The sequence below is a fragment of the Pilosibacter sp. YYHA0881 genome (genome assembly GCF_051602715.1).
In the GTDB taxonomy this organism is placed as follows: domain Bacteria; phylum Bacillota; class Clostridia; order Lachnospirales; family Lachnospiraceae; genus Alitiscatomonas; species Alitiscatomonas aceti.
On the sequence record NZ_CP175657.1, the window covers coordinates 1,995,441 to 2,020,979 of the forward strand.

A 25,539-nucleotide genomic window follows, 5' to 3' on the forward strand; every position below is an offset into this window, starting at 1 on the left:
TTACAGCTATTGTAGCTATGTAAAAGGATCTGCCCTTGCAGTTACTATAATGTTTTTGCCAGCGACTTCAGGAGTGCTGCCATTTCCGGATTTTGCAGAAGCTTCAGAAGAAGTTCTTTATCATCAGCGGAGCTTTCCGTTGCGGCTGGTTGAACCGGCTCAGGCGTTGCCTGTCTGCCTGAGTAGAACGCAGCTTCCATTCTTTCAGCGTTCAGTCTGCGGTCATCGTCGATGATATGGGAGTAAACATCCGCTACCATCTTGACCTGTGCATGACCGGAATCGCCTTGAACGGATTTCATATCGCCGCCGTTCAGCTTCAGCTTGTAAGTGATACTGGAATGTCGGAGACTATGGAAAACCACTTTCGGCAGTCCCTTCTCCTCAATCAGCTTATTGAAAGCACGGTTGATAACCTGCCCCTCAATCGGCTTGCCATTGGAAGAACAGAAAACCAGATTGAAGTCTACGAACTCGTCACCGAAAAGGTCTTTCAGTTCTTCGATGTCAGCCTTTCGCTGTACCAACATTTCCGCTACGGTTTTCGGTAAGAACACCTTGCGGACACTTGTTTTGGTCTTAGGAGTTTTGAGAACCAATGCGGTATGCGTACTGGCGAAGGTCGGTGGGAACTTGAACATGATGTCCTTACCGTCCAGATCTGCCATCGCTTCACGATTTACTCTCTGCAACTCCTTTTCAACGAAGATGCTTGCCTGACCAAGTTCAATACTGGTGGGGGAAATGTCAATACAGTCCCAGGTAAGCCCCAGAAGCTCGCCCATTCGCAGGGAACAGGAGAAGGCAAGGTTAATAGCCAGACGAAGAATATCATCGTCACAGGCTTCCAGAGCCTTCTGGAGCACTTCTGCTGTCCAGATATCCCTGGTCTTGTGTTCTTCTTTCGGCAGCGTAGCGTGCTCCACAGGGTTTCTGGTCATCAATTCCCACTTGACCGCTTGATTGAAAGCATTTCGCAATGTCTTGTGAACCTCTCGGACAGTATGCGGAGTCAGATATTCTGTACGGGCTTTTACATACTTAGAAGAAACCGCTTTGACAGAAAGCAAATCTCGGTAATACTTGTCCATGATTCTCGGCGTGACATCCTCCAGCTTCATATCACCGATGAGGGGACGAATATAGTTTGCAATCAGGCTCTTTCTGCTTTCATAGGTAGACATCGCCCAGGTGTTCACACCATAGATTGACATATACTCATCCAAAAGATCATTGACGGTTTTAGCAGAAGGGGGAATAAAGGTTCCGGACTCCTGCTCATATTCAACCTGCAACTTCCTTTTCTTTGCTTCGGCATTCGTTTCAAAGGTTTCCCACTTCTGACGCTTGTTGCCGTTCTCATCGGTGTATGTATAAACCACAGAATACTTCTTTTTTCTCTTAACGATAGATGCCATGTAATCAGCTCCTTTCCTGTCTATCTTCCGCTAACTGGTAGCGGGTCTGATTGTGATACCATTTTTCAAAGCTCTCTTTGGTAGCTCGCTTATACCTGCCAACCTTGATAAGCTCAAAATCTTCATTGGCAACGATATAGTAAATGGTCTGACGATGTACCCCAAGCATTCTTGCCATTTCCGGCAGACCGTAGGTGGATGCCATAATATCTGCATCCAGTTCCTGATCCTCTACCGTGCGGTAATCGGTTTGAGAAGCATACCATCTTTCAAAGCTCTCCTTTGTCACTCTGCGCTTGCCCAGGACATCGACCACATCAAAATGCCCTTTGGCAACCAGTTCGTAAGCAGTCGCTTCTTTCAGCCCAAGGCGCTGTCCAAGCTCCTCCATTGAATATGTAGTTTTCTTCAATTCCTCGCCGGGAGGGGTTCCATCGACCTTCTGGTATTTGAACTGATTGGCATACCATTCTTCAAAGCTGTCGATCATCACCCTCATGGTGTTGCCGACAAGAATGGTTTTGAAGTAATTCTTCTTAATGAGCCAGTATGACTCCGTTTTACCAAGACCGAGCATCCTGCCCATTTCCAGAACAGACATACTCGTGCGTTTTCTCATTTCCGCCATCGTACAACCTCCTATGTAAAAAATGTAGCCATGTGTTTCTTGTCATGGCTACATTTTATCGAACTCTCAATATGTTTTGAAGTTTGTCGCCGGGTTGTACGACGCCCTTGACAAATCTTACATTTGATGATCCAACCACTCATCAAAACTCTTTTTGGAGATTCTGATACTGCCACCGATGCGGACGCTATGGAAAACTTTCTTTTTCACAAGGTTGTATGCGCTGGTTCTGCTGATGCCCAGAATATCCTGAATCTCATCAACCGTATAGGTTCTCTTATCAAACTGAACTGCGTTAGCAGCCATCGCTTCTTCGGTGCGCTGATTCATGGCAGCGATTCTTTCTTCAAACATTTATGTTCACTCCTTCGCTCTCTTTGCTTTATGTTTTGGGGAACGCTTTTTCAGCTGTTCCATTGCCAGGCTGACAGATAAGGCTTTCTCAATCGCTACCATTTCACGGGGCGTTACCTTACCTAAGTAATTATCAATCCTGCTTTTATCAATGGTACGAATCTGTTCCAGCTGAACAACGGACGCTTCTTTGAATGCAGGATTGTCGTAAATAACAAAGTGCGTCGGCATATTCGCTTTCTTATGGATTCTGGTGGTGACCGTTGCCACAATCAATGTGGGAGCGTGTTTATTACCGGTATCGTTCTGAATGACGATAACCGGACGGATGCCGCCTTGTTCCGACCCAACTACCGGGTCCAGCTTGGCGCAATAAATATCACCACGGCAATATACCCAATTTTCTTTCATCATGTGCCATGACCTCCTTTCGTTGGCTATGTAATAACTGACTGCCAGAAAGGAATCAGGCAGTCAGTCCAAAAGTCTATGTGTCCCATATTTGCCACGCACCCCTGGGAAAGAGGGCTTACGCCCTCAGGGAATCACCGAACGACTGATTGCGAATCAGTTCCATAGGAATCTAACCTCTGCCGGGTTCTCCGCCAGCTCCGTAGAGAAGTATCTTTAATCCTGTTGCTTTCATGGCCGTATTGGGAGCAACCCAATATTTACAAGCCAGTATTGATCGCTGGCATCGGGAGAGAGACAAGCGCTTAATTTATAGAAGAAAGTCGTTCTGTTTCTCTATCCGATACGTCTCGGCGTACCGCTGATGTGGCTGATGCTCTCGCACCGGCAACAGGAACGTATTCGATGACTGTGTATTCAGTTTTCAAGGATCAAGCAGCCGATTTTCTTTGGCTGTATCTAAATTGTACCTGTTCCTCATGCAAGTTTTTATTGCCTCGTAGGTATAGTTTTGAGGTTATTCACGACCTAAAAATATGTAATCAAGGGTTGTCTCAAAGCGCACAACCAGTTCGATTGCCAAATCAATAGAGATACCTCTGTTGCCGGTTTCAATTCGTGCAATGGTGTTTGCGGCAACACCTAACTGCTCCGCAAGCTGTTCCTGTGTAAGCCCATGTTCCTTTCTCAAGGCTTTAATTCTTTTTCCGCTTTCAACCAAGTCGTAATACATTTTCGTTCCTCCGTGTTTTTGAATTTGTGAAGTTGCAAAATCAAAAACAGCGGGAGGAGATCGTGCCCGATTCTCAATACCCTTTGCCATCTGCCTGTCCTCCTTGCAGGCATAAAAAAAGAGCCGGAGTAAATTACTCCAAGCTCTCGTTCATGCCTTTGTGTTAATTATGGGGGAAAATAGGCAGGTATAAAAAAAGCCCCGTACCCATTACAGGCACGAGGCGTAACTCTCTCTATTCAATTTTATGCCGCTATCTCCCAGCATAGCCATTTTAACACTGGACAAGTCGGACTTTCAGTAGGGGAACCGTCGTATTTTCATCGGATTTTAGTCGGACTAAAATCCTGTCTTAGCATTCACAATAACACAATGCTTCTTCCTCCCGGGCACTTTCCAGGAAATCTTTCAATTTAGGAATGGCTGTTCCCCAAAGTGACAGACCAAATAACAGTATCGCTTCTTTCTTTCGGTCATAGTAGGTGCTGCGTTCCATATTCAAAACCTCCAGCATTTCTGATTCCCTGTACTTGAAGCGGTTGAGATATGCCTTTGAGATAATCTCACAGTACAGAGCGCCTTTATCTGGATATTCTCTGATTTTCAACATAGCCATATCTACCAGTTCAATGATCCACTTTGTCTCAAATAAGCTGCGAATGCGTTCTTCAAATCGTTCTCTCGCTTCATCCGGAGCAAAGTTCTCCAGATAAATCAATGCACCATCTAAGCTGTCACCGTAAGTACAAATAAGGGTATCACATACATCATTCGCACGATCAATGGTAGACCAGCACACCTCTCGATATATGGATAAAATCAGCTTTGCTCTTTCATACAGAACCTTCTCGTCAATGTTCTGCATCCGGCAAAGCATTCGAATACTGCTTAATACCTGTGTATTATATCTGCTCATTCAGAATCTCCTTTCAGCCTAATCCATAAAATAAGAATTCCTTTCTAACTCCTGTCACTTGGCTAAAGGGAAACAAATACCATGGGACAAGAATGACTATAACTTCCGATATTTGATTAAAATAACAGAAGTGAAATCGGAAGTTCTTGACTTTATAAAAGTTCCGATATATAATTAAGTGGAATTAAAACTTCTGTTATGATTCTTATTATAGCATTTTCCAGAAGTTTGTCAACAAATAATCGGAAGTTACGAATAAATATTTTTTGAAAGGAAGGATACTACCATGACATTTGGAGAAAAAATTAAAGAAGCTCGTTTGGCTATGAACCTATCTCAAACGGAGCTTGCCCAGATGACCGGCATTTCCGAAAGATCCCTTTACACCTATGAGCAGCTCGGAACACTCCCCAGAAAAAGCAACATCAGAAAACTTGCTGAAGCACTGCATATCTCTGTGTCCTATCTTTTGGACGAATCTGAAACGGATAGCCAGAGCCATATAGATCAGGATATGTTTATTTTAGAGGCAAAGGAAAACTTCGGTTCAAAAGGAGCAAAAGAAGCTCAGGAAGTGTTGGGTCGTGTAAATTCTCTGTTTGCCGGTGGAGAATTGGACGAGGACGCAAAAGATGTATTCTTCCAGGCGATTATGTCAGTTTATATGGACTCTAAGAAAACAGCACGGGAAAAGTACACTCCGAAGAAATACAGAAAGCATAAAGATAAAGAGTAAAATCCTCAAGCACAGAATATGTTTTCTGTGTGCGATTCGGAGGTGAAGCAAATGAAAACGGCAGAGCATATCATTGAAACTGTCGATAAGCTTGTGCGAAAATATCACACCAGAGACCCTTACGAGCTATGTCAGCTGTTAGGTATCAAAATCCACTATTACGATTTACAGAAGAAATTGAAGGGCTTCTTCTATTACCAGTCCAGACAAAAGAATATCGTGATAGATCACAATGTGAACGGTATCCTGGAGCGTATATTAGTCGCACATGAATTAGGACACGCTGTCCTGCATACAAAAATCGCTATGATGCACGGCTTTCAAGAAATGGAAGTTTTTGATGATAGATCAATCGAAGAAAATGAAGCAAACTTCTTTGCGGCGGAGCTTCTGTTAGAAGATGGGAAAGTCCTGGAATGCCTTTCGGAACACACATTTTTTGAAACGGCTAAAATGCTCTATGTACCGGCAGCATTATTAGACTACAAATTCAGCCTGCTCCACGAAAAAGGAGAGCTGGTAAATTCGATGTATATTCGTAAAGCAGATTTCCTGAAAGAAGATCTTCATGCCTACGATAACGACATTGGTTATGGCGATATATGAATATCTATTTTTATATCTTTACAGAAAAAGTCCACCAGTACGATGCGTAGTGCATCATGACTGGTGGACTTTTTGCTTCTTAAAGAATCAGTATATTGTGCTGCAAAAAAGAACCCCATAGCAGTTCACTCTGTACCGTCAATGGGCTTCTTTTTCATTATATCAATCAAGCTCCGCTTTTTTTATCATCTCTTGCTGGTCAATCAAGACATCAATCAACTTTCCTACGGTTATCAATGTTGTTACATTACACTTTTTCAGTTTTGCAGCAATCTCATTATCAATGATGCTGTCGCATTTTGCATATGGGGTATCCAGTAAAAAATAGTCAAAGTTCTTTTCCAAGACGAATGCCAGTTTTAGAAGCATTGCCAAAGAAACTTTCGTCTGTCCAACTTCAACATGGCTCATATGATTGTTCGAGCAACCAACCAACGCACCCAAATCAGCCTGACTATAACCCTTTTCCAGTCGGGCAGCTCTAATGCGCTGACCAATCTTAACGTAATCAATTTCCGGTTGCGTTTCAATCACCTCCATGCTGTGTATGATTCTGCTATACATTATAAAATGTACCAAAAATCTCAACAACCAACATCGGGTGCAAGTTGCATTTATAAATGCAATATGATAAAATTTTATAGGCAGATTGCATTAAATGATAGAATGAAAAGAACCCCAAGACGACAATATGAGCTATCTTGAGGTTCTTTAAAATAAAAAATTCGTAGAGTACATTACTCCACGAATCGCATTCTTCTCTGTTTTTTTTAGTTTATATCTTTATTTTACAAATTGTCGCACTGTTTGTCAATATGTTAGGGACATAAAACACGAGGTTTTGCACAAAAATCCATCTTAGAAAGTTCCAAAGTCACAATTTGCCGTCAGAATTATAGTCATATTGAAGGAGGTGTACCTTATGGCACGAAAAGGAGAAAATATTTACAAAAGGAAAGACGGCAGATGGGAAGGAAGATACATTAAGTCCCGATCTTCTACAGGCAAAGCCAATTACGGTTATGTTTATGCAAAGTCATATCGAGAAGTCAAGGCAAAACTTATCAGTCAAAGTTCGTGCACGAGTAATTCTGTCACTGTCGATCCAGAAATTAGCTCAGATCAATTTGAACAGGTTGCTATGGAATGGTTTCAAGCTATATGTCCTAAAGTGAAGGAATCTACAAGCAACAAATATAGGAATCTTCTCAGCTCGTATATACTTCCTGTGTTCGGAAGCAAACAATTGCGTGATATAACACACGAGTTTATTGAAACGCAGTGTAATTTTTTCCTTGTTTCTGGTGGATTAAAGGAGAATGGACTTTCCTCTAAAACTGTTTCAGATATTTTATCTCTAATTCGAAATGTCTTACAATTTGCCACCCGAAACGGGAAAGCCATTTCTTGTGACGCACGATCTATACAGATAAAACGTCAAACGAAGGAAATGAGAGTTTTGAGTCGTGCTGAACAGGAAAAATTATGCCAATACTTGTATTCTAATCTTGATTCCTGCAATATTGGTATATTAGTATGTTTATTCACTGGTCTCAGAGTAGGTGAAATTTGTGCGTTACGATGGGAAGATGTTTCATTCTCAGATTACACAATCCACGTGCATCAAACGCTCCAGAGAATCCAAGATAGAACCAACAGTGAATACAAGACAAGGATTGTTGTTACCACACCAAAAAGTGCTTGCTCCATCCGTACTATTCCAGTACCCCATGGCTTAATGACTATTCTTACAGCACACAAAGCTTCTTCTACTGGCTACATCCTAACCAATAGCGATCAGAATCCATTAGAACCAAGAACCATGCAAAATCATTTTAAGAAGGTATTGAAAAACAGCGGAATCACCTCCGCAAATTATCACTCGTTACGTCATACATTTGCTACAAGGTGCATAGAGCTTGGATTCGATGTAAAAAGTCTCAGCGAAATATTGGGTCATGCCAGCGTGAATATTACAATGAATCGCTATGTACACCCATCCATGGATTTAAAAAGAGAAAATATGCAACGGCTTTCTGATTTATTAGCCGTCAAATAAATTGTCAACACCGTCAAATAATGCTGAGTTTTCAGTGTTTGGCGGTGTTTTTTCGTGGAGTAATGTACTCTACGAAAGAGTATACCCAGGAGGAGATTTATTGATTCAATTTGTAGGGCGAGATGCTTATAAGCAGTTTTGGAATTTTAGTAAAGATGAGAAAGAGAACTTGGCCACTCAATTGGCGATTGAGTTACCCGCACTCAGAGGAAAAGTTGGTGCATCACAAGAAGAAATTGCTTCGGCTGTTGGTATTTCACGACAAACTTATAGTGCCTACGAAAATCGGACACGCCCAATTCCATGGAGTTTATATCTAGCACTATTGTTTTATTTTGATTACATTCCAAGTACACATTATATGATTCGCCAGCTTGAATTATTCCCAAATGAAAGAAGTTATGGAAATAAGACTTAGAAGCAAACTTAAGAGTGTGTTGATAGTGCAGTATCTTAAAATTTTGTATAATAGGAATTGAAGTTAAATTAGATGCTAAAAATTTGTAATTAAGAAGGAGTGATTACATGAACAAAAATATAAAATATTCTCAAAACTTTTTAACGAGTGAAAAAGTACTCAACCAAATAATAAAACAATTGAATTTAAAAGAAACCGATACCGTTTACGAAATTGGAACAGGTAAAGGGCATTTAACGACGAAACTGGCTAAAATAAGTAAACAGGTAACGTCTATTGAATTAGACAGTCATCTATTCAACTTATCGTCAGAAAAATTAAAACTGAATACTCGTGTCACTTTAATTCACCAAGATATTCTACAGTTTCAATTCCCTAACAAACAGAGGTATAAAATTGTTGGGAGTATTCCTTACCATTTAAGCACACAAATTATTAAAAAAGTGGTTTTTGAAAGCCATGCGTCTGACATCTATCTGATTGTTGAAGAAGGATTCTACAAGCGTACCTTGGATATTCACCGAACACTAGGGTTGCTCTTGCACACTCAAGTCTCGATTCAGCAATTGCTTAAGCTGCCAGCGGAATGCTTTCATCCTAAACCAAAAGTAAACAGTGTCTTAATAAAACTTACCCGCCATACCACAGATGTTCCAGATAAATATTGGAAGCTATATACGTACTTTGTTTCAAAATGGGTCAATCGAGAATATCGTCAACTGTTTACTAAAAATCAGTTTCATCAAGCAATGAAACACGCCAAAGTAAACAATTTAAGTACCGTTACTTATGAGCAAGTATTGTCTATTTTTAATAGTTATCTATTATTTAACGGGAGGAAATAATTCTATGAGTCGCTTTTGTAAATTTGGAAAGTTACACGTTACTAAAGGGAATGTAGATAAATTATTAGGTATACTACTGACAGCTTCCAAGGAGCTAAAGAGGTCCCTAGCGCCTACGGGGAATTTGTATCGATAAGGGGTACAAATTCCCACTAAGCGCTCGGGACCCCTTGTAGGAAAATGTCCTAAGTGTGGCAACAATATTGTATTAAAAAAATCGTTTTATGGTTGTTCAAATTATCCTGAATGTACCTTCACTTTAGCTGAACATTTTAGAAAGAAAAAACTCACCAAAACAAATGTAAAAGAATTACTAGAGGGAAAAGAAACCCTGGTAAAAGGAATCAAAACGAAAGATAGAAAGTCCTACAATGCCGTTGTAAAAATCGGAGAAAAGGGATATATTGATTTTATCTCTTTTTCAAAATAATCTCACAAATTGGCAAGCAGTGTAAACCTGTACAGGTTCACTCATTTTCTCGATTTTCCCTTCGGTGCAATCTTCGCAAATTTGCTTGTTGGGGAAGCATCCCCAATCCCCTTTGAACATCATCTGCCGATGATGGCTACACGATTTTCAATCGTTTCTCAAAGAACAGTAGAATAAAAATTTGCCCATGGTTGAAAGCACCGAAATCGAAAAGCAAAAAAGCAGCCACGATCCGCACCCTTTGGGGAGTGCAGACCGTGGCTTTTTGCTTTAACGGAAGTTCTTCTTTTCCTCTTTCTCTTTCTCTTTTTCCTGCTCTTTCTGCCTGTCGATATTCAAAATCGTTTCAACCGTCCGTTTGGCAATCAGCAGTTCTTCTTTCTCTTTTCTGATCTGACGGTACTCAGCGTAGTCCTGCTTTTTCTGGACTGCCAGCTGATGAAACTCCTCATACAATGATTGCATGGACGGGAGCTTTGTAATCTGCAATTCATCAAAGGCTTGCTTCGCCGCTTTATGAATTGTGATTTCCTGACGGTGTTCTTCAAAGAATTTTTTGCTATATCCAGACTTGCGGTACTCGATATAAATTTGCCTTGTGTTGCGATAATTTTTGATGTGCTGCTGCAACGCCTGAACCTCAACCATACGTTTCTCTGCGACCTTGATAGAATCAGAAAGCGCATCGAACCGGGCAGACAGATTTTCAATATGAGCAGTCAGATCGTCGTAGTTGCCCAAGCCTTTTTCTTTCAGTAGGATTACCGTTCGGGCAGCTTCTTTTCGGTTGAACTTCTTCGCCCACTTTTCATAACCGACCGTCTTGCCCTCGGCCATCTTTGCCTGAATATCAATCAGCATCTGGAACTGCTTCGGGGCAGGAGCCTTGGCAGAGCCGCCTTTTGATTTGTGCAGGTTCTTGCCGGAGATAACCGCTTGAATTTCCTCTTTGCTATATCCTTCGCCCAGGGAACGCAGCCGAATGAAACGCTTCTGATTCTCGCCCTTGAACGCAGGCTGCTTTCCATCCTTGAACTCAAATCCCATGTCAGCCAGAGCCTGAACAAAGCCATCAAAGCTCTTTGGTTTCTGCTTCAGCACCGCATCAATCGCATCACATAATTCGTCACGCTGGGTACGCTTCTTGGGATAAACAGTTCTTTTCTGGCGCTCCCGATACGGCTTCGGTGTAATAATGGACAGCCCGTGTTCCAGGCAAACCATATCACTGAGTCTTTGCACCGCCAGACCGGAAAGAAAGAAGTTTTTGAATTTCCGTGTGGCATCCAGCGAGGTCGAATTATAAATGATATGATTGTGAATGTGGGATTTGTCGATGTGGGTCGCAACGATGAAAGCGTGTTTTCCCTTTGTCCATCGCATCGCTGTTTCATAGCCGACTTGGTTCGCTTCTTCCGGGGTGATTTCTCCCGGCTTAAAGGACTGGCGTATCTGGTATGCGATGATATTGTTCTTCTGCTGTCTGCCGGTAATATGCTGATACTGCCGTTTGGAAAGCAGAAATTCCTCATCTGCTGTCTTTGGATCACACTCATAGGAACTGATAAATTCGCCATCATTGGTTTTTGCGGCATTTTGTGAGTAGTCGGTTCTGTCTGCCAAACATTGAGCGACCGTCTTTCCCTTATTCACATGGAGTGCAATCAATCTTGTCGCTGCCATTCCCATCACTTCCTTCCCAAAAAGAAAAAGCCACCGGTCGGTGACTTTTCTCTGATATTATCTTATGACCTGATAAATGCTCCCAGACTTTCTCCAATATTCTCGACTTTCATAACAGCCCAGACGAGCAAGAACACCGCTGCTATTGTCGCAATTCCAAGAACCACAAGAATAAGCAGGGACTGCCACAAAGCCTTTACAATGCAGTAAATCGCAGATCCGCCAATGACCAAGAGCAATAAACCAATTACATAGGACACAACATTTGTAAGCAGATTTCCAAGAATGCAAATCACTTTTACAACGAACAGCACCGGCAGTGCCAATATCTTCAATACCAGCTTCATAGGCTCAACCCCTTTCTTTTAATTATATTGTACAAGGGTATCTGCCATAACGCAATGATGTCAACCCTTATGTAAAAGCCGCAGCCGAAACTGCGACTTCCCAACAAGTTGTCGGATTACTGGATTGAGGACAGGCGAACAAGAACTTCTCTCATGTCCGTCCAGATCTCCTCCAGCCGTTTTTGCAAATCCTCAATGTCAGCACGATAGATGCTGCCTGTTTCGTTCGCTCGCTTTGCGTACTGGTTCAGGTTGTTGGAGCAGATTCGCAGGAGCGAAACCAGGGCTTTCACATCCTGCAAATCCAGTCTGATACAGTAACCATCCAGAGCCATTTTCCGCAGATAGGCTCCCATGCTGCGGATGCCAAGCTCGTCCATCTTCTCATGGATTCGCTCGACCTCCTCCTTGGATGCAAGGAAATGAACATCCTGATCTCGCTTTGCCATTACAACACCTCCTCACGGGTTTCAGAGTATTTTGCAGGCGAGATATGCTCCGCTTTGGATTTCAGATCAGCCAACACAGAAGGACGCTCTGACTCGCTTCTTTCGTCACGATTTTCCACAGAGTCCTCCATATTCAGGGCTGCATCCAGTTCTGCCAGTCGCTGACTTTTGGCTGTCAGCTCTGCTTCCTGCGGGAACGGTTTTCCAACCTCCGCCTTGGCTGCTTCCTGCTGATTGTAGAGATTATTCAACTGCTCATTGGCTCGTTCTAAGCGCTCAAGGATGCCTGCAAGGGCATTGTCCAGTCGGGTGATATTTCCTCGTGCGTCCGTTCCAAGGGCTACTCTGTGGCTCACAGCGCCCTTCAGGGTCACATCGAACTCGTTCCGGAAACTGTCAAACGAAAGCTCCATCTGAAAGCCACGGTAACTGCCAAGAGGAACCGGATCGGCACTTTTCGTGTCCTTACAAGCCGCAAGGAGGATTTCACCGGCATCTGCCTTTTCGGTGTAGGCTTTGCCCATGATTTCCATGCCGCAAAAGCCATCGGCAATCTGCGGGTGTGCTTCCACGGTTTTAATATCAGCTTCAAAGCCATGAATATAGCCTGTCTGCTTTTCAATCTCAGCCGGGAAGTATTTCAGAAGCTTATCTTCCATACGGTACTGCTGGCTCTGGTGGTCAGCTTTCAGCACCTTCAGCCTTGCCACATCAATGTCCAAGTCCATCTTTTCCTTGATAAGCGGATTGCCGGCACACAGCGCCTTGATCTCCGCATAGGACAGCGCCTGCTCATCCACATCGTCACAGGAGCGAACCGGTGATTTGGAGGTCATAATCTGAGAAATAAACTTCTGCTTGTTTTCCAAGGTCTGATACAGGTAGGCATCGAAGGTTCCCTCGGTCACATACTGATACACCTGAACCTCTTTGTTCCGGTTGCCCTGACGGATGATACGACCGTTTCTCTGGGTCATATCAGACGGACGCCAACCCACATCCAAGTGGTGAACTGCCACCAATTTGTCCTGGACGTTGGTTCCTGCACCCATCTTTTGCGTACTGCCAAGAAGCACTCGCACCTGCCCGGTACGAACCTTGGCAAAGAGGTCTTTTTTCTTTGCCTCGGTATCTGCATCATGGATAAAGGCAACTTCTTCCGCAGGCACACCGTTTGCAATCAGCTTGGTTTTGACATCATCATAGACATTGAAGGTTCCATCATTTTTCGGTGTGCTAAGGTCGCAGAACACCAACTGGGTCAATTTGTCAGCCTGACCGTCCTGCCAGATACGCAGGATATTTCCCACGCAGGCATTGAGCTTGCTGTCAGGGTCATCGGGTAACAGGGTGTTCATTAGCCGCTGATCCAGTCCCAATTTTCGTCCGTCGCTGGTAATCTTGAGCATATTATCGACGGACGGGTCTACAATACCGGCATGAACATCTGCTGCTCTCTCTGAAAGGGAAGCCACCATATCCTTCTGGTACTCAGAGGGCTGAACCACAACCGTTTCAAACTTTGCTTCGGGAACAGGGAGATGCAACTGGTCAGAGGTCTTGATGTCGGCAACCTCCTTGAACATATTCATCAGTTCAGGCAGGTTGAAGAACTTCGCAAATCGGGTTCTGGCACGATAGCCGGTTCCCTCCGGTGCAAGCTCAATCGCAGTTGTTGTTTCTCCGAAGGTCGATGCCCAGGAATCAAAATGGGTCAGGTTCTTTTGCTGGAGCGTACTGTACTGGAGATAGCGCATGACCGTATAAAGCTCGGTCATCGAGTTACTTACTGGAGTACCGGTTGCAAAGATCACACCACGCCCGCCGGTCAGCTCATCCATATAGCGGCACTTCATAAACATATCCGAAGATTTCTGGGCTTCGGAGGTGGACAGACCTGCCACATTTCGCATTTTTGTGTAGAGGAACAAATTCTTGAACGCATGGCTTTCGTCCACAAACAGCCGGTCTACACCCAACTGCTCAAAGGTAATGACATCATCTTTCTTGTCAGCGGCAAGGAGCTTGTCCAGTCTGGCTTCCAATGATTTTCGTGTTTTCTCCATCTGCTTGATCGTGAAGTTTTCGCCACGCTGCCATTTCAGCTCCGCAATCGCACCCTCGATCTCATCAATCTGCTCCCGCAGCTGCCGTTCCTGTCGTTCGGCAGAAAGCGGGATTTTTTCAAACTGGCTGTGACCGATGATGACTGCATCATAGTCACCCGTTGCGATACGAGCGCAGAACTTCTTACGGTTTGCTGTTTCAAAATCCTTCTTGGTGGCAACAAGGAGCTTGGCACTCGGATAGAGGTGCAGGAACTCGTTTGCCCACTGTAAGGTCAAGTGATTCGGCACAACGAACAGGGATTTCTGGCTCAATCCAAGCCGTTTACTCTCCATAGCCGATGCAGCCATCTCGAAGGTCTTGCCCGCACCAACTTCGTGTGCAAGCAGCGTATTTCCACCATATAGCACATGAGCGATAGCATTTCTCTGGTGTTCACGGAGGGTAATATCCGGGTTCATGCCGCCGAAACGGATATGAGAGCCATCATACTCACGAGGTCTGGTGGAGTTAAAAAGTTCGTTGTACTTGGTGGAAAGGGTTTCTCGTCTGTGCGGATCTCTCCAAATCCAATCTCGGAACGCATCCTTGATTGCCTGCTGTTTCTGCTGTGCCAGGGTAGTTTCTTTTTTATTGAGGACACGCTTCTGCTTACCATCTGCATCTTCAATCGTATCATAGATACGAATATCCTTCAGATTCAGCGTTTCCTCCAGAATCCGATATGCGTTGGCTCGCTCTGTACCGTAGGTGACATACGCCGCCACATCGTTGTAGTTGGGAGAACTCTTACCGTTGATGCGCCACTCTGCGGTCAGCTCGGAGAACTTGACCTCAATGGAACGGCGCAAGTAATACGGCGTTTCAAAGGTTTCCTCCATGAACTGCTGAATATAATCGGCATCAATCCATGTTGCACCCAAACGCACATCAATCTCGGACGCATCCAAGTCCTTCGGCTGTGCTTTCTGCAAGGCTTCCACATTGATGTGGAAGGAAGAATCCCTGTCTGCCGCCATCTGTGCGACACGCAGCTTGCTTCTTACATCACCGGAAAGGTAATCATCGGCAGTCTGCCATCCAACTTCCACAGCATCGGGAGCCATCGGGTCTTTGAAGATCACCCCTCGAAGCTCTGCCTGAATCGCATCGTATTCTCCAGGTGTTCCAAGCAGCTGTGCCATAAACGGCAAATCCACCTTGCCACGCTCACCGATAGAGATTGCCAGAGCTTCGGACGGCGTATCCACGCTCGTCACTCTGCGTTCCGGCTTGATGGTTCGCTTGGTGAACATATCCGCCTTGCTTTTCAGATTGCCGTCCTCATCCACATTTTCCAGAGAACACAGGAGATAGTAGGAGGAATCGTCAGCAAATGCCTGACCATTGGCTCGATTATTGATAAGCCCGTTCTTTGCGGCAAACGCATCGTAGGCATCATTCAGTTCTGCCTGTTTCTGAGTAATCATTTCATCCGGGTAATCCTCAAGCTGATATTCGATCAGCTCGTTGACGATACCACGAAGTTCCACCATGCCCATCACACGGTCTTTTGCTTTCTCATTCAGGTCTACACGGCGCATCAGGGAGTTTTCACGGAAGTACACATTGCCATCCACCACGGTATAAGAGAAATTCTTTACATCCGGGGTTGCAGGAATGGTTTCGATTTCCTTACCCTTGTCAGCTTCGGGAAGCTCCACAGCCTGATAGGTTCCTTGGATGTGGGAAACTGCTTCTTTCAGAAGTTCGGACAGTTCCATGCCCTCAATGGGACGCACTGTAATGTCCATGCCGTAGGCGGTACTTTCTTCCACCGTATCGCCCAGAACCATTTCAGGATGAGCGACAAAGTAGCTGTTCATGGTGTGTCCTTCTTCGGTGCGGTCAAGGTTTACCCATTCCGGTACAATGTCAATCGGATGGTCACGCTTTTGCAGGAACAGGATGTCGGACACGACTTCCGTGCCTGCGTTTTTCTTAAAGGCATCGTTTGGCAGACGGATTGCACCAAGCAGTTCCGCCCTCTGCGCCATATATCGCCTTGCGTCAGAGTTCTTGGAATCCATGGTGTAACGGCTTGTCACAAAAGCGACCACACCACCGGGACGAACCTGATCCAAAGCCTTGGCAAAGAAATAGTTGTGAATGGAGAATCCCAGCTTGTCATACGGCTTGTCGGACACTTTGTAGTTGCCGAAAGGGACATTACCCACAGCCAGATCGTAAAAGTCTCGGCGGTCTGTCGTTTCAAAACCGGCTACTTTGATTTCTGCGTTGGGATAGAGCTTCTGAGCAATTCTGCCGGTGATGGAATCCAGTTCCACACCATACAAACGGCTGCTCTGCATTTCAGGAGGGAGCATACCAAAGAAGTTGCCGATACCCATAGCAGGCTCCAGAATATTTCCTGTTTCAAAGCCCATCTGTCCGACCGCATCGTAGATGGAGCGAATGACCGTAGGGCTGGTGTAATGTGCGTTCAGGGTGGAAGCTCTTGCCGCAGCATATTCATCTTCGGAAAGCAGGTTTTTCAGTGTCTGATACTCCTTCGCCCAATTTCCCTTGTCCGGGTCAAAGGCATCTGCCAGACCGCCCCAACCGACATAATTCGACAAAATCTCCTGTTCTTCGGTAGTGGCGTTCCTGTTCTCGCTTTCCAGTTTGAACAGAGTTTCAATGGCTGCGATGTTTCTTGCGAATTTCTGCTTCGGTCCACCTTCACCGATGTTGTCATCCGTGATGTGGAAGTTCACCGCAGGAACAGGTGGGATTTCTCTGGTGGTGATGGACTGCTCAAGCTGAGCGATAATGTCCATGACTTCGGCATTCTGCCATCCGTCCACCTGGGCATAATCCTGAATGATGGTGTCCTTTCCATCTACGCACTGTACGAAGTCCAGACTACCCGGCAGATCTCTGGTATTCATTGCACCCAGGGCTTTTCTCTGCGTGTCAGGAAGTGCATAGTAGGCTCGCAGGGCATCATCAAAGGAACTGTATTCCTTGATGTCCAGCGCACCCCGCTTCTGAATGTCCTCGGCAACATAAAAATGATCGATGAAGTGTTCCGGTTCCTGCTGTTCGGGTTCCGCACTGGCTCTGACCTGTGCGTGTGCCTTTTCGTCAGGGTAGTCCCCATAGATACGGATGCACTTATGCTCCTGCTGATCGTAAACGGCAGCACCATCGTACTTGAATCCGTCATCCTCCATGGTTCCGTCCACATAGCCCTGGGCAGCTTTTTCCGCTTCTTCCAGAGTGTAGTAGTCCAGTTTATCATCGAAGCCGTTTTCAAAGTGATGGTAGGCGGCAACCAGATAGCGGGGAGCCATGCGCTCCTCGTAGCTGTTAATCATCTCAGGTGTCAGCCATTCTGGTTTGTCGGGAATCATTTCATACAGCTCACGCATCTTGGCAATCTGTGCATGGCGGTTGCCTGCCCACAGATGCTTTTCGCTGTGCTGTCCTGCACCAAGGAAGTATTCGCAGTCCATACGCAGACGGTCTAACAGCTGATACTCAGGGGTGTAGTCCCTCGGTTCGGTTTTGCCCAGAAAATCCTCTGTAACGGGCTTTTCTTCGGTTTGGGCATCAACCCTTACCGCATGGTTTCTTTCGTCCTGAGAGAGCATACGCTCGAAATTCTCACGATTCTCGGCACGGAAGATGGGATAAGCAAGCGTAGGGTCACGCAGCTGAACTTCTCTGTCCGTGATCTGCTCCACACGGAAAGCTGTATCGTCCAGATATACCGTGTCACCGACCTGATAATTCCATTTCGGTTCCTCGGAAGCAGATGCTTCCACAACTTCGGCAGGCTCTGCCACAGGCGCTTCTGGCTGAACCGACTCCATCGCAGCTACGGACTGACGAACTTCCTCCAAATAGTCATTGGCAAGCCATTCGTCCGTGAAGTATTCCGTAACGCCTTCCGGGTCTACATAGTAGTCATCGGTCTGATTATCCCAGATCGCATACTCGCCATCCTCGGTATCAATCACTGCGAAACGGTCATAAACATCTTCCAACGGATCAGTTTTAGCTTCTTCGATAGCCTGTCGTTCCGCTTCTTCCTCCGGGCTGAGGTAGCGTCCCTTTCGTATCAGACCGTCGATTCTCTGCACCACCTGCGCCCAGGACATCTGCAATTTATCGCAACCGCTCTTGGTGTAAGCAACACCCTTGGCATCGTGATCCTGACCGCTGTGCGTTGCACCAGAGCAGGCATGGGAATGACCACCGGTTCCGTATTCATGCTTCAGGAAGTCCATCTTTTCCTTGGCAGAATGATTCTCCTGCCAGTAGTTATAAATACGGGCTTTACCACCGGAAAAGCCGCTTCCACGGGTCAAGTCTGCATTGACTTCATCATCCGTAATGAACTGGCGGACAAGGGGCATCTGCATCATATCGGTCTGATACTCACGCAAAGGCATATTCAACTCATACAGCTGTTTCTGAATGAGATTCAGCTTGTGATAGTGAAAACGAAGCAGATCGGGATTTTCCGCAAGGGTTTTTCTAAATTCCGAATACTGCTGTACCAAGGTTGCGTGGAAACGAGGGTCATCCAACTTTTCAGCCAAGTCTGCGGTTTCGTCAGGGAAACCACGAAACGGTTCCTGATGAAGAATTGCCAGATAGTTGCTGGAACGGGCTTCTTCACTCAAATCGTGATAAAGATGCCACAGGGATTCTGCCAACTTCTGACGCTCATATCCGGATGCTTCTACCAGTTCCACATTAGTTGCGAACCGACCATTTTCAAGCAGTTCTCCAATGCGCTCGGCAACCGTTTCCCAAGAAACGATCTGCGCTCTGGGGCTGTCAATGGCAGAGGAACCTTTGGCAAGGTGGATACCGTCCTCGGCATACCACGCACAGATATTCCCGCTATCTTCTTTCAGACCATAGCCGCCGTGATAGACCTGCTTTAAGGTCTGAACGATTTCTTCCAACGGCTTCTGCTTCATATATTCCAGCGCTACGACTTTTCGGGCTTCATCGGTATTGCTACCAAGCAGAAGGAAGTGGTCGATTTCTTCCTGGGCAAAAGAAAAAGCAGAGGGCGTAAAGCTCTCTGCTCGGTCGATAAAACTGATTTGTTCATTTTCGGAGAGGAAAAGGTTCAGACTCAGCTGTTGATAAGCTCCGTCATCACGACTTCCTCCGCCTGTGCTTTCAGGCTGTTCATGTGCTGCACCCACGCCATCTGCTGCGTTTCCTTGTCCGGTGCGGGGCTGTCCTTCAGGTACTGCTCCATCAGAAACTCCACTCTGGCTTTCGCTGTTTCCTCGATCTCCCACAGGTGCGGGAACAGGCTCTCCGTCAGAATCATGTCGTTCAGGAGCATCGGATTGTTCTGTTCCAAAAATGCTCGACGCATCCTGCCGTACTTGCCCAGAGGTTTCTCTCCCTCGTTCTCCAACTGAAGGTTCGGAATCTGATAATCTCCGGCCTGTCTGTAAGTCATCTCGCTCATAATCTGTACTCCTTTCGGTAGCTTTAATCTGCTCATGTTCTCCAATCGCTTTTTCGATTTCCTGAAACATCCTTGTGCTGATGGCATTCACCGCAGTACCAAGGGCATTTACCGTCTGTCTGGTGTTAAAATCAAACACCTTCTGGAAATCCTCATGCTCGAAGTAGTTGTCGGGACTTTCCACGAACCGGCAATACATCGTATAGGATACGCTGTTTGCCACCGCATTTTTGAAAGCTACTTCGATGTTGAGTTCATCATACTCCTCAAGGAAGCTGTTGGCAACGATGTCGAGGAACTGCTTTTTGTAATCGTCCCAATACTCAGCCGCCAGTGCGGATGCAATATCTTCAAGCTGTGCTTCCAGTACCCCGTCAGCGGCAACACCGAAGGTACGCTCCATCGCTTCCATGACATAGGAGCGGTTTTCAGGCGTCACCTCCCACGGTTTCAGTTCCGGGGAAGAACGGCGAACGCCGGTATCCGCCACATCAAACACATAGCGCAGATACGGTTTATCCCTGTTCATCACAAACAGAGCAATGCCGGTAGAGCCACGCTTTACATATCTGCGGTAATTTTCAGCGTTCCAGTCCTCATAGGGCTTGCAAAAGGTCGCATTGGGGCGCTGAGCATAAATCATCACCTGTTCCGGATAGGTGAACTCATAGTTGCGGGACATCGTTCTCAAAAACGAAGTCCAGTTATCTGTGTTCGAGGTGATTTTCCCAATCGTTTCTTTTGCTAATCCGGAATAAAATCGCTCTTTTGCGTTCATTGTATCCCTCCAATCCTATCAATCCGGATAAAGGTTCAGCTTCTCAAAGGCGGCATCGTCCATGGCTGAAACTTTACGGAGAACCGAGTCTGCCAAAGCAAAAAGCTCTGACTCGTCCTCCGAAAGCTGTTCCTTCATCAGTGTCAGTGCTTCACACAGCCCTGACCTTGTGCCAGGGCTGTAAAGCATCATCATGTTCCGCTCATCCTGTGTGAAATCCATCATTCAATCTCCCTTTCCGGGTGGCTCTTGGGCGGCTTATGGGAAACATCCGGCACGGGCTTTTCCTTTAACTGCTCCAACACCGAAGGACGTTCCTCTAATCCGGACGCTTTTCCGTTATTGATGATACCGTCAATCATCCCATAATCATCTTCCATTGCCATCTCTGCGTTTTTCAGGTAGTTTTCGGACTTCATAAAGTTTTCCAGCTTCTGAAACCCAACAGAATCTACATAGTGAAAGGATACCTCACCGACTACCTTTAAGGCTACGATGTCGCTGACCGACATACTGTGACCACGGAAATCATCCGGGTGGTCAATATTGAACTTTACATACAAATCTTCCAGCTGCCGATTCACATCCTCGGACATAGAAATGGAGCCATGATAGACCACCTCGTAACGGTCAATCTCAGGCTCCATTTCTTTCTTCTGAAGGTAGCTGTAATTTGCAAACATGAGCGGGATATTATCGTCTACATCTTCCCGCAGCTGAAGAATCGCATAGGAATCCGTGGGGCTTTCCAGAAAAGCAACCATTCTGTCATCCGGGGTGGTATTTCCGTGAACATCATCCCATTTTTCGTTTTTCATATCCGTGTCCTCCTTATCGTTCAGGCTCTTTGCGTTTGGGAGAGGGACTGGCAGGCGCAGCTTTTTCTGCGGCCTGTGCCAGTTTTTCCATGACCGACTCACGCTTCGGAGAGTCGAGCTTATCCAGCTGACTTTTCAGCACTTTGGCAACCTCAACCGCAGTTTCCTCACGGGCTTCTTCAATGGCTGTATTCAGGAACTCACGATACGGAGCCGTATTACCAGCGGCAAGATCTGCCTTGATTTCTTGGATATGCGCCTGCACATCATCGACCTGATCCATATATTCATAGGGGTCGAAGTTCTCTGCAAAACGGTCGAGCTTAAAAGCAAGCTCAGCGATAGGGTCATTGACCACCACCGCCTGTCTGCCGACTTCAAAAGCCTGCTCCATGACATCCTCATAGAACATTGCCCGCAGTTCCCGGCGCTCCAGCCCGAAGGATTCCAGAATATCCCGGCGGACTTCGAGCATGGACAGTTCAGGGTTATCAACCTGACCGCCATCAATCTCGTTGTAGTTTTCATCCAACAGGGTGTAGTCGTAACCATCTTCGCAGGTCTGCACCGCAAGGATTCTATCCTTTCCGACCTTCCATGCGGCTTCATCGCCCATAATCTCAGGCTCCGGCATATAGCTTGCGCCGTTGCGCTCCATAATTTCTGCAAACTGGCAGATATGAAACACATTGTATCCGATCTGCGTATGATACTCGTCAATGAAGGTGCAGGGCTTCACAACCATTTCATCCGGGTAGTGAATCTGCACACAGCTGCCATCGGGGATATGAAACAAATCCTTATAATGGCTGTCGATAAATCGGATTTCCTTACCATCCGGGTTGTACTCATTTGTCATTTGCGCTTTCCTCCATTTTCAAATTCCATACTGAACTTCGTTTTGCCATCATCTGATACCTCCATAAAGACGGTGGCATCAAAGGTGTTGCCCGTTCTTTCGGACTTGCAATTCTTGAGCTTTACCTTGCCGGAACCAAGCAATTTCTGCGCCGTGGCAGAAGTCATGCTCTTGCCGATGCTCGCAAAGTAGCGATTGTTTTTCCAGAGGGCAAATTTGCAAGCTCTGTTGGAACAGAAAAATGCCTTGGCTTTGTCCTCTACAGCACTGCCGCAGAGCGGGCATTTGCCGATAGAATTGGCTTCTTTCGACATCATAACCTCGGAATCACGGATTACTTCATAGTTCTGAATCAGACCGGCAATCACATCTTTGATCTCGTCCATAAAGTCCTCGCTGGCATATTCGCCTTTCTCAATGAGCAACAATTTTTCTTCCCAATCCGCCGTCATGGATGGGGACTGAATCTGTTCCGGCATGACTGTTACCAGAGCCGTACCCTTGTGGGTCGGAATCAGGTGTTTGGTTTTCTTATCACCCTTACGCTCCAGAAAACCGATGCGAACCAGCTTCTCAATGATACCGGCACGGGTCGCAGGCGTTCCCAAACCTTTGCGCTCCACCTCATCAGGCATTTCGTCCGCACCGGCAGTTTCCATAGCAGAAAGCAGAGTATCCTCGGTAAAGTGTTTAGGGGGAGATGTTTTCCCTTCCTTGATTTCCGTGCCGCTGACGGTCATTTCGTCACCAACGGAAACAGAAGGGAGTGTCTGCACGTTTTCGTCGGATTTTGTCGAATCATTTTTCTGAACCAGAGCTTTCCATCCATCCTGCACAACAGTTTTGCCTTTGGTGGAAAACACGGTACCGCCACAGTCCAGCTCAATAACTGTCTCTGCGTATCGGTGCGGATCGCCAACAGCTACGCACAACCGATTCGAGATCAGTTGCAAAATTGCAAGTTCACCCTTGGGAAGTTCGCTCAGATTGCATTTCTGCAATTCTCTGGTCGGAATGATGGCATGGTGATCTGTGACCTTTTTGTTATTCACAACCTGCTCTGCATGAACTGGTATGTTATCCACATCCTCCACGGGGAATGTGTGGAAAGCCAGCTTTACGAGGTCGGTCAGGCTATGTGCCATATCTTCCGTCAGAAACCTGCTGTCGGTACGGGGATAAGTGACCAGTTTCTTTTCATAGAGGTTCTGCGTGTAGTCCAAGGTCTGCTGTGCCGTGTAGCCAAGCACACGGTTGGCTTCTCTCTGTAAACTGGTCAGGTCATAGAGCGCAGGCGGCTTTTCTGTTTTCTCCTTACATTCAGCTTTCTGAACGATTGCCACCGAACAGCTTTGTTTGACAGCTTCGGCTGCTGCCTTGGTTTTGAAGCGTTCGCTTGCAGCCGTAAAACCATCCAATCCAATCTGAACTGTGTAGAACAGTTCAGGCTTGAATGCGGAAATGGCAGCTTCTCGCATAACAGCCATAGCAAGGGTAGGGGTCATAACACGACCAACATTCAGGGTCTGCCCGTAAAGGGTCGAAAAAAGTCGAGTAGCGTTAATACCAACAATCCAGTCGGCTCGTTCTCGACACAGTGCTGCTTCATACAAAGCATCATATTCCGTTCCAGACCTGAGATTTTCAAAGCCCTCCTTGATTGCTACATCTTCCATCGAGGAAATCCAAAGCCGCTCAAACGGCTTTCTGCACCCGGCTTTGTGGTACACCAACCGAAAGATCAGCTCGCCCTCACGACCGGCATCTGTTGCACACACAAGACTCGCAACATCTTCTCTGGCCATGAGCTTTTTCAGAATCCCAAACTGTTTTTTCGTACCGGCAGAAACCTCATACTGCCAGTCCATCGGGAAGATAGGAAGGTCTGCATAAGCCCATTTGCTGTACTTCGCATCATAGACTTCCGGCTGTGCCAGCTCCACCAAATGCCCTACACACCAGCTGACCACATATCCGTTTCCCTCTAAGTAGCCATCCTCACGCTTGGCAGCACCTAACACTTTGGCAATACTCTGTGCAACCGAAGGCTTTTCAGCCAAAACTAATTTCATTTGCATCTGCTCCTTTCACAAAAAAATAAGCAGCCACACACCGTAGTGCATGACTGCTATGTAAAAAGTTCGGAAAGGATTTTTGCAACCTGATACAATTTTCTGTTCTACAATCTCCGTCATAATAAAAATATCTCCATCATTTCAAAAGAGAATGACGGAGATATTTCACCTTGCTTATTCTTGTAGCAACCAATCGGCTATATCGTGAATTTCGATTCCTTCATAGCTATATTGGGGATGTTTGGTTCTGGCAATAATCATTTTCGGATAAGCGTCTCGAATCTGAAGCAGAGGAGAGCATTCTCTCTCAAATGTTTCCTGCCCGGAAATGTTGTCGCTGACCTGAATATAAATCTTTTCGCTACCTCTCTGAGCAACAAAGTCGATTTCCTTTTGATAGAGCTTGCCGACATAGACATCATATCCACGGCGAAGAAGCTCGATACAAACAACGTTTTCATATACTCTGCCATAGTCTATATTTCTGCTTCCCAGTATTGCATATCGAATACCGCTGTCACACAAATAGAACTTTTCAGAGCTTTCAAGGTATTTCTTACCTCGGATGTCATATCTCTTAATATCATAAAATACAAAAGCATTGCACAAATACTTAATGTACTTGCCGACGGTTACATGATTGGTTGGAGTCTCATTTGCTGTCAGTAGCTGACTGACCTTATTCGGAGAAGTCAGGTTGCTGATATTATCCATAAGGAACTCGCTCAGACGTTGTAAAACCAAAGTGTCCGGGAGAGTATATTTCTGTACCAAATCCCTTGTAACAATCGTTTCGTAGACCTCTTTGATATAGTTTGTTCTGTCTTTTTCGGTTCTATAAGCATAGGAACCTGCTAAACCGCCCTTGATAGCGTACTCATCAAAGAGCTTATCTTTGTCACTAATATCATCATAATACTGGCAATATTCCTGGAAGCTGAAAGGAAACACATGAATTTCAATATAGCGTCCGGTAAACAGAGTTGCCAGATCTGCACTCAACAGGAAAGCATTAGAGCCTGTTACATAGATGTCGTATTTTCCCTTAGAGTACAGGCTATTGATTGCCAACTCAAACTTGGGACACATCTGAACCTCGTCTACAAACAGGTAGTTCGTTTTTCCTTCCTGATAATGTTCTTCCACATAGGCGTGTAAGGCATGGTATTCCTTGATTTCTTCATACGCCAAATCCATGAAGTCGATGAAGATAATATTGATGTTTTCAAAATTGCTTTTCAGATACGCAATATACGCCTGCATCAATTTGGACTTACCAGATCGACGAATGCCCGTGATGATCTTGATGTCAGGAGTACCATTCAGTTCAATGATTCTATCGAGATATTTTGCTCTCGTGATTGTTTTCATATAGTCACCCGCTTTCAAAAATTGAAGTTTTTTCATTTCTCGAAACCGCTTCG

22 protein-coding genes are annotated in these 25,539 nt (G+C 45.6%); 6 read left to right on the forward strand and 16 right to left on the reverse strand.

What is annotated here, in order from left to right; translation table 11 throughout:
* Nucleotides 1–44: 44 nt before the first annotated feature.
* The 6 genes from ACI6NM_RS09190 to ACI6NM_RS09215 all read right to left on the reverse strand — a co-directional run bounded on the left by ACI6NM_RS09190 (nt 45) and on the right by ACI6NM_RS09215 (nt 4,460).
* The gene (locus tag ACI6NM_RS09190) at nt 45–1,418 is read right to left on the reverse strand and encodes a site-specific integrase (protein WP_002304423.1); all 1,374 of its coding nucleotides are present in this window, start codon (nt 1,416–1,418) and stop codon (nt 45–47) included.
* Nucleotides 1,419–1,422: 4 nt separating this feature from the next.
* Nucleotides 1,423–2,046: a helix-turn-helix domain-containing protein gene (locus ACI6NM_RS09195; RefSeq protein WP_002304420.1), complete on the reverse strand. Its 624-nt coding sequence runs from the start codon at nt 2,044–2,046 to the stop codon at nt 1,423–1,425.
* 117 nt (nt 2,047–2,163) lie between these two features.
* A complete protein-coding gene (locus ACI6NM_RS09200) occupies nt 2,164–2,400 on the reverse strand; it encodes a helix-turn-helix domain-containing protein (RefSeq protein ID WP_002304418.1) in 237 nt (78 codons plus the stop codon).
* Between the two features lie 6 nt (nt 2,401–2,406).
* Nucleotides 2,407–2,814: a type II toxin-antitoxin system PemK/MazF family toxin gene (locus tag ACI6NM_RS09205; protein ID WP_002578938.1), complete on the reverse strand. Its 408-nt coding sequence runs from the start codon at nt 2,812–2,814 to the stop codon at nt 2,407–2,409.
* 514 nt (nt 2,815–3,328) lie between these two features.
* On the reverse strand, nt 3,329–3,634 hold the full coding sequence (locus ACI6NM_RS09210; RefSeq protein ID WP_002304413.1) for a helix-turn-helix transcriptional regulator: 306 nt from the start codon (nt 3,632–3,634) through the stop codon (nt 3,329–3,331).
* Between the two features lie 262 nt (nt 3,635–3,896).
* Nucleotides 3,897–4,460, reverse strand: a complete 564-nt coding sequence (locus ACI6NM_RS09215; protein WP_002304412.1) for a hypothetical protein — start codon at nt 4,458–4,460, stop codon at nt 3,897–3,899.
* A 286-nt stretch (nt 4,461–4,746) separates the two neighbouring features.
* On the opposite strand from ACI6NM_RS09215, the gene ACI6NM_RS09220 reads away from it, so the two are divergent.
* Nucleotides 4,747–5,196 (forward strand): helix-turn-helix domain-containing protein, encoded by a 450-nt coding sequence (locus ACI6NM_RS09220; RefSeq protein WP_002304411.1) that lies wholly within the window; start codon nt 4,747–4,749, stop codon nt 5,194–5,196.
* A 51-nt stretch (nt 5,197–5,247) separates the two neighbouring features.
* A complete protein-coding gene (locus ACI6NM_RS09225; RefSeq protein WP_002304410.1) occupies nt 5,248–5,802 on the forward strand; it encodes an ImmA/IrrE family metallo-endopeptidase in 555 nt (184 codons plus the stop codon).
* Nucleotides 5,803–5,964: 162 nt separating this feature from the next.
* Here the strand turns inward: ACI6NM_RS09225 and ACI6NM_RS09230 are convergent, their stop codons facing one another.
* Entirely contained in the window at nt 5,965–6,342 is a 378-nt protein-coding gene (locus tag ACI6NM_RS09230) for a helix-turn-helix domain-containing protein (protein ID WP_002578940.1), read from the reverse strand.
* A 382-nt stretch (nt 6,343–6,724) separates the two neighbouring features.
* Here ACI6NM_RS09230 and ACI6NM_RS09235 point away from each other — a divergent pair, with 382 nt between their 5' ends.
* The 4 genes from ACI6NM_RS09235 (at nt 6,725) to ACI6NM_RS09250 (ending at nt 9,554) form a co-directional block, all read left to right on the forward strand.
* Nucleotides 6,725–7,861, forward strand: a complete 1,137-nt coding sequence (locus ACI6NM_RS09235; RefSeq protein ID WP_002304408.1) for a tyrosine-type recombinase/integrase — start codon at nt 6,725–6,727, stop codon at nt 7,859–7,861.
* 34 nt (nt 7,862–7,895) lie between these two features.
* The gene (locus ACI6NM_RS09240) at nt 7,896–8,279 is read left to right on the forward strand and encodes a helix-turn-helix domain-containing protein (RefSeq protein ID WP_099323097.1); all 384 of its coding nucleotides are present in this window, start codon (nt 7,896–7,898) and stop codon (nt 8,277–8,279) included.
* 107 nt (nt 8,280–8,386) lie between these two features.
* The gene (gene erm(B), locus ACI6NM_RS09245) at nt 8,387–9,124 is read left to right on the forward strand and encodes a 23S rRNA (adenine(2058)-N(6))-methyltransferase Erm(B) (protein WP_002292226.1); all 738 of its coding nucleotides are present in this window, start codon (nt 8,387–8,389) and stop codon (nt 9,122–9,124) included.
* 145 nt (nt 9,125–9,269) lie between these two features.
* Nucleotides 9,270–9,554: a topoisomerase C-terminal repeat-containing protein gene (locus tag ACI6NM_RS09250; RefSeq protein WP_073459356.1), complete on the forward strand. Its 285-nt coding sequence runs from the start codon at nt 9,270–9,272 to the stop codon at nt 9,552–9,554.
* A 270-nt stretch (nt 9,555–9,824) separates the two neighbouring features.
* On the opposite strand, the gene ACI6NM_RS09255 is transcribed toward ACI6NM_RS09250, so the two are convergent.
* The 9 genes from ACI6NM_RS09255 to ACI6NM_RS09295 form a co-directional block, all read right to left on the reverse strand.
* The gene (locus ACI6NM_RS09255; protein WP_002578945.1) at nt 9,825–11,237 is read right to left on the reverse strand and encodes a relaxase/mobilization nuclease domain-containing protein; all 1,413 of its coding nucleotides are present in this window, start codon (nt 11,235–11,237) and stop codon (nt 9,825–9,827) included.
* Between the two features lie 62 nt (nt 11,238–11,299).
* On the reverse strand, nt 11,300–11,584 hold the full coding sequence (locus tag ACI6NM_RS09260) for a hypothetical protein (RefSeq protein ID WP_002578946.1): 285 nt from the start codon (nt 11,582–11,584) through the stop codon (nt 11,300–11,302).
* A gap of 116 nt (nt 11,585–11,700) precedes the next feature.
* On the reverse strand, nt 11,701–12,033 hold the full coding sequence (locus ACI6NM_RS09265; protein WP_002578947.1) for a plasmid mobilization protein: 333 nt from the start codon (nt 12,031–12,033) through the stop codon (nt 11,701–11,703).
* Entirely contained in the window at nt 12,033–20,363 is an 8,331-nt protein-coding gene (locus ACI6NM_RS09270; RefSeq protein WP_438500854.1) for an LPD11 domain-containing protein, read from the reverse strand. Before ACI6NM_RS09270 ends, ACI6NM_RS09265 begins: the two co-directional genes overlap by 1 nt.
* 18 nt (nt 20,364–20,381) lie before the next feature.
* A complete protein-coding gene (locus ACI6NM_RS09275) occupies nt 20,382–20,588 on the reverse strand; it encodes a transposon-transfer assisting family protein (RefSeq protein ID WP_002578948.1) in 207 nt (68 codons plus the stop codon).
* The gene (locus ACI6NM_RS09280) at nt 20,585–21,181 is read right to left on the reverse strand and encodes a YodL domain-containing protein (RefSeq protein ID WP_002304389.1); all 597 of its coding nucleotides are present in this window, start codon (nt 21,179–21,181) and stop codon (nt 20,585–20,587) included. Before ACI6NM_RS09280 ends, ACI6NM_RS09275 begins: the two co-directional genes overlap by 4 nt.
* A gap of 13 nt (nt 21,182–21,194) precedes the next feature.
* Nucleotides 21,195–22,040: an LPD16 domain-containing protein gene (locus ACI6NM_RS09285; protein ID WP_002304387.1), complete on the reverse strand. Its 846-nt coding sequence runs from the start codon at nt 22,038–22,040 to the stop codon at nt 21,195–21,197.
* A complete protein-coding gene (locus tag ACI6NM_RS09290; protein ID WP_002578949.1) occupies nt 22,037–24,112 on the reverse strand; it encodes a DNA topoisomerase 3 in 2,076 nt (691 codons plus the stop codon). Before ACI6NM_RS09290 ends, ACI6NM_RS09285 begins: the two co-directional genes overlap by 4 nt.
* A gap of 177 nt (nt 24,113–24,289) precedes the next feature.
* Nucleotides 24,290–25,522, reverse strand: coding sequence for an ATP-binding protein (locus tag ACI6NM_RS09295; protein WP_002304383.1), 1,233 nt, complete (start codon nt 25,520–25,522; stop codon nt 24,290–24,292).
* Nucleotides 25,523–25,539 lie beyond the last annotated feature (17 nt).

What these genes read in the sequence shown, in the direction of transcription:
- ACI6NM_RS09210 (WP_002304413.1), bottom strand. Translation starts at nt 3,634, where the DNA reads ATGGCAAAGGGTATTGAGAATCGGGCACGATCTCCTCCCGCTGTTTTT.
- ACI6NM_RS09200 (WP_002304418.1), bottom strand. Translation starts at nt 2,400, where the DNA reads ATGTTTGAAGAAAGAATCGCTGCCATGAATCAGCGCACCGAAGAAGCG.
- ACI6NM_RS09260 (WP_002578946.1), bottom strand. Translation starts at nt 11,584, where the DNA reads ATGAAGCTGGTATTGAAGATATTGGCACTGCCGGTGCTGTTCGTTGTA.
- ACI6NM_RS09265 (WP_002578947.1), bottom strand. Translation starts at nt 12,033, where the DNA reads ATGGCAAAGCGAGATCAGGATGTTCATTTCCTTGCATCCAAGGAGGAG.
- ACI6NM_RS09220 (WP_002304411.1), top strand. Translation starts at nt 4,747, where the DNA reads ATGACATTTGGAGAAAAAATTAAAGAAGCTCGTTTGGCTATGAACCTA.
- ACI6NM_RS09195 (WP_002304420.1), bottom strand. Translation starts at nt 2,046, where the DNA reads ATGGCGGAAATGAGAAAACGCACGAGTATGTCTGTTCTGGAAATGGGC.
- ACI6NM_RS09270 (WP_438500854.1), bottom strand. Translation starts at nt 20,363, where the DNA reads ATGAACGCAAAAGAGCGATTTTATTCCGGATTAGCAAAAGAAACGATT.
- ACI6NM_RS09235 (WP_002304408.1), top strand. Translation starts at nt 6,725, where the DNA reads ATGGCACGAAAAGGAGAAAATATTTACAAAAGGAAAGACGGCAGATGG.
- ACI6NM_RS09205 (WP_002578938.1), bottom strand. Translation starts at nt 2,814, where the DNA reads ATGATGAAAGAAAATTGGGTATATTGCCGTGGTGATATTTATTGCGCC.
- ACI6NM_RS09190 (WP_002304423.1), bottom strand. Translation starts at nt 1,418, where the DNA reads ATGGCATCTATCGTTAAGAGAAAAAAGAAGTATTCTGTGGTTTATACA.
- ACI6NM_RS09255 (WP_002578945.1), bottom strand. Translation starts at nt 11,237, where the DNA reads ATGGCAGCGACAAGATTGATTGCACTCCATGTGAATAAGGGAAAGACG.
- ACI6NM_RS09290 (WP_002578949.1), bottom strand. Translation starts at nt 24,112, where the DNA reads ATGAAATTAGTTTTGGCTGAAAAGCCTTCGGTTGCACAGAGTATTGCC.
- ACI6NM_RS09230 (WP_002578940.1), bottom strand. Translation starts at nt 6,342, where the DNA reads ATGGAGGTGATTGAAACGCAACCGGAAATTGATTACGTTAAGATTGGT.
- ACI6NM_RS09295 (WP_002304383.1), bottom strand. Translation starts at nt 25,522, where the DNA reads ATGAAAAAACTTCAATTTTTGAAAGCGGGTGACTATATGAAAACAATC.
- ACI6NM_RS09280 (WP_002304389.1), bottom strand. Translation starts at nt 21,181, where the DNA reads ATGAAAAACGAAAAATGGGATGATGTTCACGGAAATACCACCCCGGAT.
- ACI6NM_RS09215 (WP_002304412.1), bottom strand. Translation starts at nt 4,460, where the DNA reads ATGAGCAGATATAATACACAGGTATTAAGCAGTATTCGAATGCTTTGC.
- ACI6NM_RS09275 (WP_002578948.1), bottom strand. Translation starts at nt 20,588, where the DNA reads ATGATGGATTTCACACAGGATGAGCGGAACATGATGATGCTTTACAGC.
- ACI6NM_RS09285 (WP_002304387.1), bottom strand. Translation starts at nt 22,040, where the DNA reads ATGACAAATGAGTACAACCCGGATGGTAAGGAAATCCGATTTATCGAC.
- ACI6NM_RS09225 (WP_002304410.1), top strand. Translation starts at nt 5,248, where the DNA reads ATGAAAACGGCAGAGCATATCATTGAAACTGTCGATAAGCTTGTGCGA.